This window comes from Phycisphaeraceae bacterium (assembly GCA_019636735.1).
Taxonomy (GTDB): domain Bacteria; phylum Planctomycetota; class Phycisphaerae; order Phycisphaerales; family SM1A02; genus VGXK01.
In genome coordinates this window covers 193593-211758 of the sequence record JAHBWY010000004.1, presented here as the reverse complement: position 1 = coordinate 211758, position 18166 = coordinate 193593, and the positions used below count along the sequence as shown (strand labels likewise).

Annotated in this window: 15 protein-coding genes; 4 read left to right on the top strand and 11 right to left on the bottom strand. The window is 65.0% G+C overall.

The window, feature by feature from the left end; translation table 11 throughout:
* The first annotated feature begins 256 nt into the window (after positions 1 to 256).
* Complete coding sequence (locus tag KF724_06985) at positions 257 to 2728, top strand: S8 family serine peptidase (GenBank protein ID MBX3355427.1); 2472 nt, start codon at positions 257 to 259, stop codon at positions 2726 to 2728.
* Positions 2729 to 3144: 416 nt separating this feature from the next.
* Positions 3145 to 3285 (top strand): hypothetical protein, encoded by a 141-nt coding sequence (locus KF724_06980; protein ID MBX3355426.1) that lies wholly within the window; start codon positions 3145 to 3147, stop codon positions 3283 to 3285.
* 120 nt (positions 3286 to 3405) lie between these two features.
* On the opposite strand, the gene fabG is transcribed toward KF724_06980, so the two are convergent.
* From fabG to KF724_06955, 5 genes are all read right to left on the bottom strand, one after another.
* Complete coding sequence (gene fabG / locus KF724_06975) at positions 3406 to 4152, bottom strand: 3-oxoacyl-[acyl-carrier-protein] reductase (protein ID MBX3355425.1); 747 nt, start codon at positions 4150 to 4152, stop codon at positions 3406 to 3408.
* Positions 4153 to 4250: 98 nt separating this feature from the next.
* Entirely contained in the window at positions 4251 to 5108 is an 858-nt protein-coding gene (locus KF724_06970; protein MBX3355424.1) for an SDR family oxidoreductase, read from the bottom strand.
* Positions 5105 to 6307, bottom strand: coding sequence for an alpha/beta fold hydrolase (locus tag KF724_06965; GenBank protein MBX3355423.1), 1203 nt, complete (start codon positions 6305 to 6307; stop codon positions 5105 to 5107). Before KF724_06965 ends, KF724_06970 begins: the two co-directional genes overlap by 4 nt.
* Positions 6308 to 6357: 50 nt before the next feature.
* A complete protein-coding gene (locus KF724_06960; protein ID MBX3355422.1) occupies positions 6358 to 6987 on the bottom strand; it encodes a hypothetical protein in 630 nt (209 codons plus the stop codon).
* Positions 6988 to 7077: 90 nt separating this feature from the next.
* Positions 7078 to 7629 carry a hypothetical protein gene (locus KF724_06955; protein ID MBX3355421.1) on the bottom strand — a complete coding sequence of 184 codons (552 nt, stop codon included), beginning with the start codon at positions 7627 to 7629 and terminating at the stop codon, positions 7078 to 7080.
* A gap of 187 nt (positions 7630 to 7816) precedes the next feature.
* Here KF724_06955 and KF724_06950 point away from each other — a divergent pair, with 187 nt between their 5' ends.
* Positions 7817 to 8371 (top strand): polyhydroxyalkanoate synthesis regulator DNA-binding domain-containing protein, encoded by a 555-nt coding sequence (locus KF724_06950; GenBank protein MBX3355420.1) that lies wholly within the window; start codon positions 7817 to 7819, stop codon positions 8369 to 8371.
* Between the two features lie 251 nt (positions 8372 to 8622).
* Here KF724_06950 and KF724_06945 read toward each other — a convergent pair whose 3' ends face one another.
* Positions 8623 to 9432 carry a hypothetical protein gene (locus KF724_06945; GenBank protein MBX3355419.1) on the bottom strand — a complete coding sequence of 270 codons (810 nt, stop codon included), beginning with the start codon at positions 9430 to 9432 and terminating at the stop codon, positions 8623 to 8625.
* A 334-nt stretch (positions 9433 to 9766) separates the two neighbouring features.
* On the opposite strand from KF724_06945, the gene KF724_06940 reads away from it, so the two are divergent.
* Complete coding sequence (locus KF724_06940) at positions 9767 to 10882, top strand: PilT/PilU family type 4a pilus ATPase (GenBank protein ID MBX3355418.1); 1116 nt, start codon at positions 9767 to 9769, stop codon at positions 10880 to 10882.
* Between the two features lie 66 nt (positions 10883 to 10948).
* Here the strand turns inward: KF724_06940 and KF724_06935 are convergent, their stop codons facing one another.
* From KF724_06935 to KF724_06915, 5 genes are all read right to left on the bottom strand, one after another.
* Positions 10949 to 11356, bottom strand: coding sequence for a hypothetical protein (locus tag KF724_06935; protein MBX3355417.1), 408 nt, complete (start codon positions 11354 to 11356; stop codon positions 10949 to 10951).
* A gap of 14 nt (positions 11357 to 11370) precedes the next feature.
* A complete protein-coding gene (locus KF724_06930; protein ID MBX3355416.1) occupies positions 11371 to 12630 on the bottom strand; it encodes a tetratricopeptide repeat protein in 1260 nt (419 codons plus the stop codon).
* Positions 12631 to 12802: 172 nt separating this feature from the next.
* Positions 12803 to 13852, bottom strand: a complete 1050-nt coding sequence (locus KF724_06925; GenBank protein ID MBX3355415.1) for an NAD(P)-dependent alcohol dehydrogenase — start codon at positions 13850 to 13852, stop codon at positions 12803 to 12805.
* A 9-nt stretch (positions 13853 to 13861) separates the two neighbouring features.
* Positions 13862 to 17059: an efflux RND transporter permease subunit gene (locus KF724_06920; GenBank protein MBX3355414.1), complete on the bottom strand. Its 3198-nt coding sequence runs from the start codon at positions 17057 to 17059 to the stop codon at positions 13862 to 13864.
* Complete coding sequence (locus tag KF724_06915; GenBank protein MBX3355413.1) at positions 17056 to 18147, bottom strand: efflux RND transporter periplasmic adaptor subunit; 1092 nt, start codon at positions 18145 to 18147, stop codon at positions 17056 to 17058. The genes KF724_06920 and KF724_06915 overlap by 4 nt, the downstream gene beginning before the upstream one ends.
* Positions 18148 to 18166 lie beyond the last annotated feature (19 nt).

Sequence of the window (18166 nt, the reverse complement as noted above, 5' to 3'; positions counted from 1 at the left end):
TCACCTTCCCACGGAGGCTGCTTGATCAATTGTGCGCAACTTGACGGACGCTACCGCAATGGAGCGGGCCTCAGGGGGCTCGATTCAGGCACAATGTTGCGAAGCTGCTCATCTGGACCGGAAGGATCGGAGCCATCGCCCCGACCCATTGACTTCGATCGGCATCATCCACCGCTCGGAGGCGACTTCGTTACCCTTCAGCCTCGGCGAGTTCCACAGGGCGACTGAAGACTCGCGGTGAGGAAGGTGTGTGCTCATGGTCGTGACATCGGTCTGCCTGTCTCTCGCGCTGGTGGCCGGAGCCGCGAACTCCAAGCCTGATCTCATCGATGGGGATCTGCGCCACATGATGGCGGCGGCTGCTCCGGGAGAGCCGATTCGGGCCCTCGTCTTCCTGCACACACAAGCTGACATCAATGCGGTGAAGAGTGCGTTGGCCGCGGAGCGTGCATCCCTTCGCGAGCGCAACCGCCGAGTCGTGATGGAACTGGCGTCAACGGCGCAGGCATCGCAGGTCGGTGTGCTGAATGCGCTGGCTCCGCTCCAGCAGAGCGGAGCCCTGACCGAAGTTCGGCCGCTGTGGCTGGTGAACGCCATCGCCGTCGCTGCCTCAGTGAACGCGATCGAGGCCATTGCGGCGCATCCTGATGTTCGGCGCATCACTGTTGATCCGCCCATCGAAGCCACCGCGCCCGTGCAGGCGGGCGGCCCTGATGCCGTGGCCCAGGCGATGGCGGTGCCTCACGATGAGGGCGGCGTCGCCACCACGATCACACCCGGGTTGACGGCGCTCCAAGTTCCCGCAGCATGGGCGCTCGGCTACACAGGCACCGGACGAATCATCGCGTCGCTCGACAGTGGCGTCGATGGAGCTCACCCGGCGCTCGCGTCGCGCTGGCTCGGATCAACTCCCGCCTACGCCGGACATCCCGAGTGGGCGTGGTTCGACCCCATCACCAACACTTCGTTCCCCACGGAGTTCGCCGCCAACAGCCATGGCTCGCACACGATGGGCAGTGCAATTGGTGGTGCCCCGGGTGAGCAGATCGGCGTCGCGCCAGGCGCGATGTGGATGCACGCGGCCGTGATCGACCGTGGAACCGTGGAACAGACGCTTTCCGGAGCGATCGCGGCGCTGCAGTGGATCGTCAATCCCGATGGCAACCCTGCGAGCGGCTTCGGCGTTCCCGATGTCTGCTTCAACTCCTGGGGGATCCCCAACGGCTTCGGCATTGCGCCATGCGACGACCTCTTCTGGTCCTTCCTCGACAACGCGGAAGCCGCGGGCGTGGTGATCATGTTCGCGGCGGGCAATGAGGGCGCCGCCGGATTGCGGCGCCCGGCCGATCGCGCGACGAGCCACCTGCGAACGGTCGCCGTCGGTGCCATAAACGCGGGCGTCGAGGGTTGGCCCATCGCCGACTTTTCCTCACGCGGTCCATCGGCATGCACGCCCTCGGGTCTGCCCGCCGTGAAGCCTGAGATTGCAGCGCCTGGTGTGGCGATCCGTTCCTCGGTTCAGGGCGGTGGGTACGCCTTGGCCAGCGGAACCTCGATGGCCACGCCGCATGTGGCGGGTGTTGCCGCGCTGATTCGGCAGGCGTGCCCCGATCTCGCCCCCGAGGTGGTCCATCAGATCATCTTCGATACCGCAGTTGATGTTGGTCCGCCCGGCAAGGACAACAGTTACGGCTTCGGAGTTCCCGATGCGCTGGCCGCGGTCCAGGCCGCAGAGGCATTCTGCGACTTCGGCTTGAGCGTGCCGGGGGGCGCACCGGACTTCGTGCCGCCGGGCCAGCCCATCAAGGTGCATGCGCGCATCGTGCAGAACGGCGAATCCCTGGTCCCGGGGAGCGCCAAGGTCCGCTATCGGCCGAGCCCGTCGCTGCCATTCTCCGGCTATCCGCTCGTGCATGTGGAGGGCGATCTCTATGTCGCGACGCTTCCGGCCCCCTACTGCGGGAGCACGCCGGAGTACTTCGCGATTGCCGAGGGAAGCGGCGGGACAATCCGCACGGTGCCCGCCGACGCACCGAACACCACCTTCAAGCCGAAGGTGGGCGAAGTGGTCTCCGAGGTGCTCTATGAGGCGAACTTCTCAGGCGGTCTTCCGCCGGGCTGGACCACCTCCGGGCTTTGGAAACTCGTCTCGCAGTGCGGCCCGCTCGTTTCGGGCTGCGGTGGCGCGATTCCCACCCAGTTCGCCTACTACGGCGAGACACTCTTCTGCAGTTACGACGGCATCCACTCCGGCACGCTGAGCTCACCACCCATCGCGCTGCCCGCCGTGCGATCTCTTGGCGTGATCACCGCCACCTTCTGCTATCACCAGCAGGCACTCTTCCCCGGCTTCATGAGCGGAGGCACCTTTGGCGCAGGGTCAGTTCAGTGTGCGCTCGCCAACACAAACTGGTGGCAGTCCAAGAGCATCGATCTCACCGCGCTCGAAGGGCAGACGGTTCCGATCACATGGAGCTTCTTCAGCAATCTCGACTTCGCCTTCTTCAACCTCGGTCTCATGGTGTCGAGTGTGAAGGTGACGGCCGTCTATGTGGCCTGCGACGGGGGCTCTCCCCCGATCCCCGGCGACCTGAATGGGGACGGCGTGGTGAATGGCGCCGATCTCGCGATCCTGCTCGGCGCCTGGGGCACTTCACTTGGCGACCTCAACGGAGATGGCACGACCAACGGCGCCGATATCGCCATCCTCCTTGGCAACTGGTCGTAGAAGACCATTTCAGAACCCGCGCGCCGCTGCTGGCGCTCAATGTCCTCGGCCGAAACCACAGGGATGGTGGCGCGGCGAGCCATCGAGGCGCGTCACGGCTGGCGAGTCACACTTTCGCGTGTGACAGGGACGCTCGTGGTCACGCCGCCCATCGGTGGCCACGACTTCTCGAAGCGCCGATTCCAGCCGACGCTCGAAGTCCGCACGCCCGGCGGATCGGTTGAACCCACAGAGGGCCGCCGCTACACTTGCATTGTGACGCAAGCACGCAAATCTATGCGCCCCCCCGCGCTCCTCCGGACTCGCTCGCTGGCGATCGGTCGGCGTTTCGCGGCCCGCCACTCCTCGACTCGCCGCCTCATGCCCGCGGCCCATCGACAGACTGATGGACTTCACGCTCTTCCGAGCGCTCTCTGATGCGACGCGCACCACCGCTGATCTCCGGTGACCTCCGACACCTGTGGATCGACCTCACCGCGCCACTGCTGGGCATGGCGCTCGCGGTGCCAGCCCATCGACTGTGCACACAAGAGAGTTCGCCGCTGCGGCCCGGTTGAGAGAGGCGCACGACTTCGGCGTGACGATCACTCGCCGCACGGTCGCGGATCGAGCGGAGTTGGACGGTCGCTCCGAAGCGCCGTGTGCTGCGTGCAGATCACGCCCGTCGCAGACGGACCTTACATGTAGAGGCCGCCGTTGACGCCGATCTCCTGTCCGGTGACGAACGACGCTGACGGAGAGGCGAGGAACGCCACGACTTCCGCGATCTCCTCCGCTTCGCCCATGCGACCCATCGGCGTGATGGTCTTGATGTGCTCGAGGGCCTTTTCGGGCACCGCGGCCGTCATGTCGGTGCGGATGAAGCCGGGGGCGACGCAGTTCACGGTGACCCCCTTGCGAGCCACTTCGCGGGCCACGCTCTTCGTGAAGGCATCGAGACCACCCTTGGCCGCGGCGTAGTTCGCCTGACCGAAGTTGCCCATCTGCCCGATCACGCTCGTGATGTTGATGACGCGCCCCCAGTTGTTCTGCACCATCTGCGGAAGGAAGAGGTGCGTCATCTGCACCGGCCCCTTCAGGTTCACATTCACGACCTCATCCCACTCGGTGTGGGTCATCTTCAGGAAGGTCTTGTCGCGTGTGATGCCTGCGTTGTTGACGAGGATGTCGACCTTGGAGAAGGTCTTGAGCACCTCATCGCCCATGGTGTGCACGGCCGAGTCGTCGGCAATGTTGCACTTGAAGAGTTCGGCGCGGCGCCCCATGGCGCGGATCTGGTCACGGACCTCCTCCGCGGCCTTGTCGTTGCTGGCGTAGTTGATCGCGATATCGGCGCCGTGACGGGCGAGCGCCAAGGCAATGGCCCTGCCGATTCCTCGGCCTGCACCGGTCACAAGCGCCACACGACCCTGAAGTGGAAGCATCCGACTCTCCTCGTGGCCGCCGAGTTCACCACGGCGCGGAGGCGACCAGTCCCACGCCGACAGAAGGGATGCAGTCTAGCCCGCGCAGGCCGATGAGGTTACGCCGCAGGGTGCCAACCGGCGTCGGCCCAGAGCGCCCCGCTGACGGCGGGGTTCCGGATCATGAAGCAGATGGCGTCCGCGACTTCTTCCGCCTTCAGCAGTCGACCGAGCTGCGTTCGCGGGAGCACATGCTCCTTGATGATGGCGGGGTTCATGGCCCGCACCATCGGCGTGTCGGTGAATCCCGGATGCACGATCGCCACGCGCACGCCGTAGAAGATGGCTTCCTTGGCGAGAGTGGATTGCACGCCCTCGAGCGCCGCCTTGGTGGAGGCGTAGGCAATCTGGCCCTTGTTGCCGGCACTGGAGATCGACCCGATGAAGACGACCTCGCCCTGCACTTCTTCCTGACCGCTCCAGGCGCCGAGCCCCTGAGCGGCTCGCTGCTCGGCCACGCTCGCCACGGTCTCCATCGCCCAGTAGGTGGCCGCCACCAGATTGACGGCGATGGTCTGCTGCATCAGCGCGGGGTCGTAGAGCTTCGCCTTCTTGGTCTCCTTGTCGACCTTGACGGCGAGGCCATCGCGGACGATGCCCGCCGCGGGGACGCAGATCTGCACACCGCCGTGCAGGCGCTTCATCTCGGAGAAGACCATCGTTCGGAACGCCGGATCGGTCACATCACCTTGGAAGGGAGTGACCACCGCACGCCCGATCTCCTGGTTGATGGCCTCCGCTGCGCCACGCACCGCCTCGGAGATGTCAACGAGGGCGATGGCCCTCGCACCTTCCACGGCCAGTTGACGGGCGACGGCGCGGGCAATGCCACTGGCGCCACCGGTAATGACGGCGACTCGCTTGGATAGATCGACCACGGGAGAGAACTCCGACGCGTTGCGGGCTGAGTGGATCACGACTTCCTTCGTCCCTTCGTTGACTTCGAGGTGACCCCGGTGCGACCACGGCGCGACGCGCGCGGTGGCTCGCTTTCAATCGGCATCGAACGCTCGGCCATCCATGCGGTGGCCTTCGGCCAGATTTCCTTGTGGGAGCGGGAACCGACACTCAGGCCGATGTGCCCCGCCTTCACGCTCATTTCGCTGAAGTCGCTCGAGCCGACGCACTCGCGCAGCGGCGTGCTCTGACAGGGAAGGACCAGATGATCGGCATCGGCGGTCAGGTTCAGCACCGGACAGTGGATGTTCTCAAGCGAAATCCGATGTCGCCCCAGCGGGAAGCGGCCCTTCACCAGCAGGTTCTGCTGGAAGCCGTACTTGACGAAGTCGCGATAGACCTCGCCGCTGATGGGAATGTTGTCATTGCTCCATACTTCCATTGCGAAGAAGTCCTCGAGGAACTTCTCATCATCCATCTTGTCGTAGAAGCCCTGCCACTTCTGGAAGGTGTTGGCGACGGGCTTCAGCATCGCGAAGGAGTTGCCGAGGAACGACGGCGGAATCAAGCCGAAGGTGTCGACGACGGCATCGACATCGAAGTACTTCGGATCGGTCCATTGAAGCAGCAGTGAGTCACGACTCGACCAGTCGATCGGTGCCGCCATGAGCGTGAGGGAGCGCACCAGTTCCTGGTGCAGCGAGGTGTACATGGCCGACATCGTGCCGCCCATGCAGTAGCCGACCAGATGCAGATCGGGCGCGCCGGTCAGGTCGAGGATGCGCGTCACTGCTCGATGCAGATGGCCCTCGATGTAGTCATGCAAGGTCTTCGAGGCATCAGCCGGCGAGGGCACGCCCCAGTCGATCATGTAGACATCGAAGCCCGCGTCGAGGTACTGCCTGATGACGCTCTTGTGCGGGAGAATGTCGAGGACATAGGGGCGATTGACGAGCGCGAAGACGAAGAGAACCGGAGTTCCATGCCGCTTTGGCGAAGTGCCCGTGTATCGGAGCAGGCGCACCGGACTCTCGGTGAAGACGACCTCGTGGGGCGTGCAGCCCTTTCGGGTCTTCAGAAGCGCCTCCATCACCTTGGGCATGGCAGCGCTCTTTCGCAGTACCGACTCCCACTCCCCCTGCCACGCGCGCATGGCGCCCATCGGATCGAACCACTGGGCGGACGAAGGACCGGCATTCGAGGTGGATGAGGTCGTCATGGACTGGTTCTCAAGGATGAGCCAAAGATGAGCGCAGAAGAAGATTCAACTCAGGGTCGGGTGCGACGCGAGGCCGTCGACGAGGCGCGCCGTGCGGCGCTTCCGCTGCTGCGTGAACGCGACGCGGAGCGACCTTCAGCGCCGCGGCCACTCTTCGCGGTGGACTTCGACGCCCGCGTCGGGGCACCGCCCGTACGGGCCTCGATCGCATCGAGGCGTTCATGGAGACGGCTCATCTGAGCCTCGATCTGCGACGCCGTCTGACGAATGGCTCCCATGACCTCGGAATTGGCGCCGCCAGTCGCCGCTTCGAATGCCGTCGCCATGTTCGACTGAAGGAAGTCATCCATCTGCCGGCGGAAGTCGAGCGCGCGGTCCATCGATCGCTTGAGCGACTCGAGGAACTGCGGACTCTTCATCCACTGCTCGGCGTGCTGCGCCATCGCCTCGAAGAAGGCGTTCTGCATGCGGCGCATCGCTTCGGGTGTGAAGCCGGTGAAGCCCTCCGCTCCAGGCGACATGCCGGGCATCGAACCGAGGGGATTCATCGGGGGAAAGCCCGCTCCGCCCTGGGTCGCAGCGCCCCCTGCCGCCGCGGCGGAGCGCGCCCAGAGGTCCCGCCAGAATCCCAGCAGCGGATCGGCGGCCGCGTTCGTGGAGTGGTGGTTCGCGTCAGCCATGGTGGAAGGCTCTCCTTGCCTCAGTCGTTCCATTGAAAAGCCGCCGCACCGGGAAGGGTCCCGATGCGGCGGTGAGAGTCAATCCTGATCTCAGGCCTTGCAGGTCAGGAAGTGATCCATGACCTGGGAGACCTGGCGAGCGTGATCAGCGGTCATCTTGGTGGTGCGCTCGCTCATCTGACGGGCGAAGGTCGTGCACTCGTCCATGATCTCGCGGGCCGCGTCCGGGGTCGGCTTCGCAGTCTTGCCCGTGAAGTGGTTCAGCATGAGGGCACCGGAGCGCTCGAGGGTGCGGGCGTGGGCACGCATCGCGTCGACGAAGAGCGCGTTGCACTCGCTCGCGAAGCGGGCGTTGGCGTCGACCATGGTGTTCATGGCCTGCGTCATGCGCTCGAAGGCGGCGGGCATGGTGTTCGCGCCGGTGGTCGTCGCCCACTGGCTCATGGGATTGAACGCCATCGGGTTCCAGGTGCGGCTGAAGGTCTCGGAGAAGCTGTTCGCCATGGAGGTGAAGAGCTTCTGGTTCGCCTCGACACCGGCCTTGAAGGCATCGGCAGCGGTGCGGCAGCAGGCCTGCGCGGCCTCGTTGGCTGCGTTGGTCACGGTTTCGTTGACGGGCTTGGTGGTGGTTGAAGTGCTCATGGTGCGAGAACTCTATCGAGCGTTTGGTGCACTGTCAATACAAATTGTGCGATTGCACAAACATCCCGCCAACGCCTTCAGAGTGCCATGGGATGTCTTTTATCGGCCTTTGACAGAGAGTCACCGTGCCCTGGGGCCTTGGAAGCCCCTCCGCAGCCCTAGACTTGACGCAACCGCGCCACGACCGATGACCAGCCCCCAGCTCATTCGAGTCAAGAAGTATCCGAATCGCCGCCTCTATGACGGCAGCCGGAGCCGCCATCTCACGCACGAGGAGCTTTACGACCTTGTTGTCGCAGGGCACACCGTGAGCGTGACGGACAGCCGCACGGGCGAGGACATCACCAATCTGGTGCTGATTCAGGCGATGCTCGAGCGCTCGCCGGAGAAGCTCGCGGCCTTTCCTCCTGAAGTGTCGCACCTGCTCATTCGCACGAGCGAACAGATGCTTCGCATCGCGGCGCAGGGCTGGCTCTCGCAACTGCTGCGCAGCATGGCGCCGATTCCCGGCGCGCCGTTTCCATTCGTCCCCCCCTTCTGGCCTGGTGGTCGTCCATCGTCCGAGGATCAGCCGACACCGAGTGCCGAATCAAGCACCGCCCCGCCACCCGATGGGCGCAGCTCTTCGCCTGACCTCATGCAGCAGGTCGAGGCGCTCCGTCGCGAAGTCGAGTCGCTCAAGCACAAGAGCAATGCGCGAGCGAAGCGCTCCTCGCGCGCGACACCGGGCTCGCGGCGTTGATCGCGCCTTCGGTCCGGCCACAGTTGGAGATCCCCTCGATTGATGCTTGCGCGCCCGAGGGCCCGTCATCGAACGGCCACCGCTTGCGCCTCCGCATGCCGGGAGCAGGCTCGACCAGCAGGTCCCCGGATCCCGTCCAACGACAACCGCGGCGGCATGCGACCCTCCTCTTCGCACACCGCCGCGGTTGATGTCATCGATCTGGCGCCACCGCCCCCGAATCGCCGGCTACCGGATTCGTCGCTGCATGTTCAAGGGCAGTTGGAGCCTGTCAGCCAGCTTCCGAGGATGACGGCGATGTCCGCGCCATTCACGAGACCGTCGCAGTTCACATCGCCGGGCGCACCAGGCTCGCCCGCCTCGACAGGGTTCCAGTTGCCAAGCACCACGGCAATGTCAGCGCCGTTCACACAGCCGTCGCCACTCTGATCCGGGTTCTCAACGCACACGGGAGGCCCCGATGTCGAAGTCCCGACGACGATGATGTCATCGATGCGGTTCGTTCCAGCGGCCGCGGTGGTGACCAGCGAACGAAGTCGAATGCGGAGGACCTCGAGGTCATTGGCTTCGGCGGGCAGCTTGATGGGACCGAAGACCGAACCGGCGTTGAAGTTGATGCTCGACCAGGTGATGACCGGGATGTCGTACTCGAGGAGCGCGAACCACACTTCCTCGTCGCCATTGCCGCCAGCGCTCCACTCGACGACGAAGTCAGCGGGGCCGGTGTTGCTGCGGGTCTGGCTCCAACCGAACTCGAGGTCGCCGTAGCCGAGCGACGAGGTCGTGAAGGTGTAGGTATCGCCAGCCGTCCAGTTGTTGGAGCTGAATGATCGGAGCGAGCCGTTGCCCACGGGGCTTGACCACACCGTGGCCGAACTCGCATGCTCACCGGTCGCGTCGCCACCGATCACGCCGCCCTCGGCGGGGTGCGGTCCCGCGGTGAACGGCGACTGGAGCGACTCAAAGGTCCAGACAGCCAGGAACTCAGGCGGGTTGACTCCCGCCATGGCGACACTACCCAGGAGGGCAGTGGCCGCCAGCATCGTTACGGTCGACTTCATGATTCTCTCTCCTTGCACGGGTCCGACTCTCGCGGGAACTCGCTCGGCTCCAACGCTGGAACCGCCCGCTCATCCCGACACTCCAAGGTAGTCGGGAGTCGTTCTCAGGGGGATCACAAAGTGCACTCTCACGGTTGATCCTTCGTGAGAATCTCGTGAATCACCATGGGCCACCGCGCCGCAGAGGGGCTAGGCTGTTCCTGACAGTCGTGGGTTCCCGGCATGGGCGTGCGGCAAAACCGCGAGCCCGTGGCGGCACGCGGTGGACCGGCCTTCGCGGAGGGCCCGCGGCTCGCTTCCTTAACGCCCGCCTGCCGGGCAATGGAGGTCGTGCATGCTGGGCGCCCTGACCATTTCCCGCCTGCTCGCCAAGATGCGTGAGGTGGAGGCTTCCGATCTGCACCTCAAGGTTGGATCTCCCCCCGTGCTCCGGGTCGGTGGCGAGTTGCGTCACATCGAGTGCCCGGCTCTCGATGACAAGGACATGGCGCAGCTCCTCGCCCCGATCATCCCGAAGCACCTGCAATCGCAGCTCGACAGCCGTGGTGGCATCGACTTCTCCCACCATGAGACGGCAGAGCATCGCTTCCGATGCAGCGTCTTCCATGCAGGACACGCGTTGCATGCGGCGATCCGCCGCATCAACCCGAAGATTCCCTCGTTCGAGGAACTTCACCTTCCACCGGTCTATGAGCGCCTCATATCGCAGACGAATGAAGGACTGATCGTGGTCTGCGGCGTCACCGGAAGCGGCAAGAGCTCGACCCTCGCGGCGATGCTTGACTACATCAACCGCACCTCCGCGTGCAACATCATCACCATCGAGGATCCTGTCGAGTATCTCTTCCGACCCGCGCAGAGCTATCTCTCGCAGCGCGAGATCGGCATCGATGTGCCGGACTTCGCGAGCGCGCTCCGCGCGGCAGTGCGACAGGACCCCGATGTCATCATGATCGGCGAGATGCGCGATCGCGAGACGATTCTCGCCGGCATCCAGGCGGCGGAGACGGGCCATCTCGTCTTCGCCACGCTCCACACCGCCGACACCATGCAGTCCTTCTCGCGCATTCTTGAGTTCTTCGATGTGAGGGATCACGCCTTCATCCGCTCGAGCCTTGCGGCCGGACTTCAGGCGGTGTTGGCGCAGCGGCTCCTCCCATCGACCAAGCCCGGAGTCTCGCGCGTGCCTGCGACTGAAGTCCTGCTGAGAAACTCAACGGTCGCTGAGAAGATCCGCGAGGGCGAGGATGCGGACCTTCCCGCCGTCATGGCGGGCTGTGTCTCCGAGGGCATGCATGACTTCACGACCAGTCTTTCGGGTCTGGTGGAGAAGGGATGGGTCGATCTCCGAGTCGCCGAGCGCTTCGCCCCCAATGTCGAGGCGCTCAAAGCGCGGGTCCGCGGCATCGCTCTCAAAGCGGACACGCTGGTGTCGCGTGCGCGCGGGTGAGATGAAGCTCGAGTTGACTCCTCGGTCCCCGCGGTTTGACAGCTCCACGCGTGCGTTCCAACGCGCTCAGATCAGTCCCATCAAGCGCATCATCTGGAAGCGGCGCCACCAGAGTTCGATCATCGTGTCGGAGAGGCGTCGTTCCCACTGAGGCCCGAACTTCCGCTCCATGAAGATCGAGAAGAGCTCCTCGTTCACCGTGTGGGTGACGAGCGGCGGTGAAACGGGCCGAACCGGCGGCGGAGGCGGCGGGGTGGGCGGCCGACGATCCGTCGGAGGTTGATCAGGCGGAGGTGGAGGTGGAGGTGGCGGCGGATCTGCCGGCGGACGCTCCAAAGGTCGAATCGTCACGCCGAGGCGATCGGTCATCGCACTGGCCTGTGGAACGAGCACCATCACGGCGACCAAGAGCGCTCCGCTCAAGGCGACGCAACGACCCGGATGGGAGACCAGCGCTCGGATGACACGCGGCATGGGAGTGCGGCGACTCATGTCGTCACCCCCATGAAGCGGCGAAGGATCTGCCAGCCCGTCGGTCGGAAGCGCGGGAAGCGCCCCATGGTGCCGACGAGCGATCGAAGATCCTCGGTGTCGAGCATGACCTCGGCGGGATCGACTGATCCACACGCCTGTGACGAAAGGTGACCCAGGCAGAATGCACGCTCACGGAGCGCCCAGCTTCCCGTGGCGTCAGCCAGTTCAAAGGCCTTGTTCGAGAAGACGGCAGCAGCCCGCTGCTGCTCGTCGCCATCGAGGCGGCGCAACGCGAGCATCAGGCCGCTGACACACCACCACCCCCAACTCTCAAGCAGATCGCCACGCACGCTCGAAGGATCGATGACTTCATCGAGCCCGAGCATGAGCGAGGCCAGTGCCACATCGAGGTCGAGAATGCCAGCTTCGACTTCCATTTCGAGGATGGCGGCGCGGCAGGTGTTCGCGATGCCCTGATAGGTGGGGTCGTCGAACTCCCGGTGCAACGCTTCGTGATCGGCTTGCGCCCGCCGAAGGGAGTCGATCGCTTTGATCGCGGCCGCAGGCGCCGCCTCGAGCGACATCGACTGCACCTTTCGCTGCAAGGCCGAGCCGATCACATAGTGGGCATGGGCCTCGGTCACGCGGATGCGCCGCGAGGCGCGATCGAGCGACGCTGTCCCGAGGAGGACAAGTCGCGCGAGCCCCTCCGCCTCGGAGAGGTTCCAGAGCGCAAGGTGCGCCGTGGCAAGATTGACGCGGACCATCTCAAGCACATGGCCCGGCGCCTCGTGTTCATCGGCCGCAGCCTGAAGCCACTCAAGCGCCCGTGTGAAGCGACCCTCGTCGAGCCATGCGTTGCCGACGCGCATTCTGGCACCGGCCCGCTCGAGCGGCGTGGCGGCGAGATCCAGCATGCGCTCGCCGAGTCGTCGCATCTCCGCGTAGTCGCCACGGCGATGCGCCTCGCGCACGAGTGCGTCAATCTGCCTGAAATCACCGTCGGGCACGGCCTTGCGTTCCCCGTCCCCCGTGCGCGAATCATGACGGCCCCACAGCGCCTCGGCGAGGTCGCCGACGGGCCACTCCACCAGATCCGCCAAGTTGAAGATGAGATCGAGTTTCGGGTTGCCACTGTCCGGCGCGATCTTCGCGGGGTCGCGGTCGAGGTAGTGGGCGAGTTGCGCCTTCGAACAGCCCCGATAGGCCTGCGCCACTTCGAGCATGCGGAGCAGGCGCTCCTTGCGTTCTCGTTCAATGCTCGGTTGATGCACGCAACAACTCCTCGACGGGGCCTCCGCCGGCCCGCAGCTCTTCGTTTGGCCTCTCGGCACAATACTCGCACCGAGGCTGCATGCAAGCGGGAGTGACCGATCGGCGCTCAATCAAGCCATGGCGGGATATGCAGCGCGAAGTGGCCCTTGGATATCAGACCCCTGCGGCTCCTCAACCTGCCTTCAGCGACGCCATGTCGATCACGAACCGGTAGCGAACATCGGACTTGAGCAGTCGCTCGTACGCCTCGTTGATCGACTGGATGGGAATCATCTCAATCTCCGAGACGATGCCGTTCGCGGCGCAGTAGTCGAGCATCTCCTGCGTCTCCGCGATTCCGCCGATCGCGCTCCCGGCGAAGTTGCGCCGCGGCAGGAGCACGCTGAATGCGGCGACCGGCAGCGGCTGCTCCGGGGCGCCGACCAGGCAGAGCGTGCCATCGAGCTTGAGGAGTGCCAGCAGCGCATTCAGGTCGTGCTGGGCGGAGACCGTATCGAGGATGAAGTCGAAGCTCTTGGCATGCTTCGCCATGTCGAGGGGCTTCTTCGAGATCACGACTTCGTGAGCACCGAGGCGGAGGCCATCGTCAACCTTCGAGGCCGAAGTAGTGATCAGGACGACATGGGCGCCAAAGGCGCGTGCGAATTTGACACCCATGTGGCCGAGGCCGCCGAGCCCCACGACGCCCACCTTCATGCCGGGGCCGACCTTCCAGTGGCGCAACGGCGACCATGTCGTGATACCGGCGCAGAGCAGCGGTGCCGTCGCCGCAAGGTTGACGCCTTGGCCGACTCGCAGCGTGAAGGCTTCATCGACCACGATGCGCTCGGAGTACCCGCCGAAGGTGATTCCGCCGGTGTGCCGATCGGGCCCGTTGTAAGTGAACACGGGGAACTTGTCGCAGTACTGTTCAAACCCCTTGCGACATTGCGGACACACGCGGCAAGAGTCCACCATGCAGCCCACTGCGGCGAGATCGCCCGCCTTGAACCGAGTGACGGCGCTTCCAACGCGTGTGACCCGGCCAACGATCTCATGGCCCGGCACGCATGGGTAGACGGTGTTGTGCCACTCATCGCGCGCCTGGTGAAGGTCGGAGTGACAGACGCCGCAGTAGAGGATTTCGATGTCGACATCGCTCGGCAGAAGATCGCGTCGCGTGAGTGAAAAGGGTGCGAGTGCGACATCGGCGGCCGCAGCGGCGAAGGCTCGGGTGGTCATGGGGTGAACTCAGGAGTGCGGTTGACGGGGAACAAGGGTACCGGTCGAAGCCTCGCGCGACATCACGGCCATGAGGCCCGGCCTCGTCTCGGGTGGTGTCGCCTCGGCACTCCCCTCCGGATCGCGAACACGACGGCCGAACCAGTTGGCGAGGCGCTCGACATAGAGGTAGAGAACCGGCGTGGCCAGCAGCGTGACCGTCTGGGAGAAGAGCAGTCCGCCAACGACGGCGATGCCGAGTGGTCGCCGCACCTCGGCTCCGGCACCGGTCCATAGCGCGAGCGGAAGCACGCCCAGCAGCGCCGAGAGTGTGGTCATCATGATCGGGCGATAGCGCACGGCGCACGCCTCGCGGATCGCTTCGACGGCGCTTGCTCCATGTCGTCGCCGCTCGATGGCGAAGTCGACCATCATGATGCCGTTCTTCTTGACCAGGCCCACGAGCAGAATGATTCCCACAAAGGAGTAGAGATTCAGCTCGGTTCCCGTCAGCAGCAATGCGGCGAGCGCACCGCATCCTGCAAAGGGCAGCGCCGTGAGAATCGTGAGGGGGTGGAAGAATGACTCATAGAGAATGCCCAGCACCACATAGGTCACGAGGATCGCCAGAAGCAGAAGCCATCCAAGGCCAGCGAATGACTCCTGGAAGGCCTGGGCCGTGCCCTGGAACTCGGTCGAGACCTCGGCTGGCACCACCTCGAGGGCCCTCGCCTCAATGAGTCGAACCGCCTCACCGAGCGACACACCCGGAGCGAGGTTGAACGAAATGGTCACGCTGGGAAGCTGCGCCGAGTGATTTACGCTCAACGGTCCAAGCGCCTCGGAGATGTCGACCACCGCATCGAGCGGAACAAGGTCGCCGGTGGCGCTTGACACATGGAGCAGGCTGAGCCAGGAGGCGTCGGTCTGGAAGTCCGGGGACACCTCGGCAATCACCTGATAGGTGTCGTTGGGCGCATAGATGGTGCTGATCTGCCGCGTGGAAAAGGCGGTGGCGAGTGCCAGCTCGATCTGTTCAGGCGTCACGCCGAGCGCCGCCGCACGATCTCGATCGATGTCCACTCGGATCTGCGGATTCGAGAGCTGAAGGTCCGTGACGACATCGCGCAGGTCGGGCTCCTTGACCAGCGCTTCGTACAGCCGCGTCGACGCCTCGAAGAGCGCCTCCGTATCCGTCGACTGGAGTGTGAACTGGTAAAGCGCTCGCGTGAACCGGCCGCCGATTCGGATGGTTGGCGGCACCTGCGCCGTGGCGCGCATGCCGGGCACATCGCCCAGTGGACCTCGGAGCTCCTGCAGCACCTCGTCGGCGGTCTTCGTCCGAGGCGGACGATCGCGCAATCGCACCATCATGAAGCCGACATTGCTCGTCGAGGTTCCTCCGCGCGCGCCGATCGATGCGGAGATCGCTTCGACCTCCGGGTGCTTCGCCACGGCGTCCATGACCTGGAGGTGGAGCGGCGCCATCGCCACATGGCTGATGCCCTCGGCGGCTTCAGTCTGCACAAGGATCCGTCCCTGATCCTCATTGGGCATGAAGCCCTTGGGGACGATCACCGCCATCCACGCGGTGACCGCGAGCACGCCAACACTGCCCAGGACCACCGCCGCTCGTGAGCGCAGGGCGAGGTCCAGCAGCCAGAGGTAGGCGCGATGACTGAAGCCGATCCCCCCCTCCAGCATCCTCGAGACGGCATGATTGGTGCCGTGAAGCACGGTGTCGCGCCGGAGCCACCGGCTGCACAGCATGGGTGTCAGCGTGAGCGACACCACGCCCGAGATCAGAATCGCCGTGGCGATCGTCACGCTGAACTCGCTCAGCAGCCGTCCCACCAGGCCACCCATGAAGAGCACGGGAATGAAGACCGCGACCAGCGAGATCGTCATGGACACCACGGTGAAGCCGATCTCCGCACTGCCGTCGAAGGCCGCCTGGAGCGGCGACTTGCCCATCTCCATATGGCGCACGATGTTCTCGAGCACCACGATCGCATCGTCGACCACGAATCCAACGCAGAGGACGAGCGCCATCAGCGACAGGTTGTCAAGGCTGAAGCCCAGCAGCCACATGACGCCGAAGGTCCCGATGATCGAGAGTGGCATCGCCAGCACGGGGATCAGGAGCGCACGAATCGCCCGCAGGAAGATGAAGATGGTGCCAGTGACCAGACCGAGCGTGAGCCAGAGGGTGAACTTGACCTCCTCGACACTGGCGAGAATGGGCAGCGATCGATCGGCCATGATGTTGACGCGAATGCTGCCCGGTGGCTCCAACTCGCTCAGGAGCCGCCGAATGGACTGCGCCACGGCGACCGTGTTCGCGCCTGGCTGCCGCTGGATCGCCAGCACGATCGAGCGCTGGCGATCGACACCTGGTCCCAGAAACCATGCCGCGGTGCGATCGTTCTCCACCCCGTCGACGACGGTGGCAATCTCCTTGAGTCGGACTGCATTGCCGTTCCGCCAGGCGACAACGGCCTCGCGATAGGCCTCGGCGTTCACGAGCTGCCCCGTCGACTCGACGGTCGGGGCCGTCTCCGGTCCGGAGATCACCCCCGTGGGAAGCTTCACATTCCTCTCGCGAATCGCGCGAGCCAGTTGATCGAGGCCGACGCCCTTGGCCGCGAGGGACAGTGGATCGAACTGAATGCGCACCGCGTACTTCTGCGGCCCGAAGATGACCACCTGCGCCACGCCATTCATGGTGCCGATCCGCGGCGCCAGCACCGTGTCGGCGTACTCATTCAACTGATAGAGCGGCAGCGTGGGGCTCGTCACCGCCAGGAACATGATCGGCTGATCCGCAGGATTCGCCTTCCGATAGGAGGGCGGCTGCGGCATGTCCGTCGGCAGCCGTCCCTGCGTTCGCGCGATGGCGGCGGCGACATCCTGCGCCGCGTCATCGATGTTGCGACTCAGCGCAAAGGTGATCGTGATGGTCGTCGAGCCCTGAATGCTCGCCGAGGTCATCGAATCGATTCCGGCGATCGTCGAGAACTCCCGCTCCAGTGGAACCGCGATGGCGGCCGCGACCGTCTCGGGGCTCGCCCCCGGGAGGTTTGCCGACACTGTGATCGTCGGGAAGTCGACATTGGGAAGGTCGCTCACCGGGAGCGCGCGATACGCCATCCAACCGGCGACAATGATCGACAGCATTAGGAGCGTCGTCGCCACCGGCCTGCGAATGAACGGAGCGGAGATGCTCATGACTCGCTCCGGACGGCGACGATGGCGCCGGGAACCACTCGCAACTGGCCATCGGTGATGACCGTCTCGCCACCCACCAGGCCTTCGGTGATGACGGCCACGCCGTCGGCGGTGCGCTCGATCGTGACGGGCTTCATGGTGGCGCGGGATTCGTCCTCGACCACGAAGACGAAGGTCCCCTGCTGCGAGCGCTGGACGGCGCGGGATGGCACTACCACGGCTCCCTGATCAATGCCGACCTGCAACTGCACATGGGCGAACTGGCCGGGCCAGAGACGACCTTCACTGTTGTCGAAGCGCGCCTTGAGCCGGACCTGCCCCGTCCGGTCATCGACCCGATTGTCGACGAACCAGAGCGTCCCTTCGAGCGGCTCGGCCGAGCCAGGAAGGACGGCGAAGACCGGGTGCTCGGCCACCTGGATCCCTCGTTTCACCTGGGAGAGATGCTGCTCCGGGATCGAGAATGCGACATCAATCGGGACGATCTGCACCAGGTCCATCAGGTCGGTCTCATTCGCGCGGACGATGGTGCCCTGCCGAACCCGAACAGCGCCGAGGCGGCCGGGGATCGGGGCTCTGATCTCGCTGTAGGAGAGGTTCAGCGTCGCGGTCTCAACCATCGCCTCCGCTGCCGCCGCTTCCGCGCGTGAAGCCTCGGCGCGCGCCGAGGCTGCATCGAGTTCCCGCTGCGTGGCGGCCCCCTTGCCCAGCGCGTCGCGGACCAGCGCCGCGTTTCGCTCAGCATCCTCGGCCATGACCCGAAGACGATTGAGATTCGCCTCGGCCTCGCGCAGCGCCGCTTGAAGAGGCCGAGGATCAATGGTGACGAGCAGGTCGCCCGACTCCACGGTCGTCCCCTCGCCCGCCACGATGGTCTGGATCTGTCCGGACACCTGCGGGCGGATCGTGACGGAAGCCACGCTCTCGACGGCGCCGATCGCCCGGATGCGATGGGGGACATCGAGCCGCTCCGCGAGCGCGGTCCTCACGGGGACCGGCGGGGGCTCGCGTCGGACGGGCGCAGAGTCCTTGCAGGCAGCCAGCGTGGCGAGCAGCAGCATGAGGGTGGTACCGGATCGGACGGTCATGTCGGTGTACGGTAGAGTT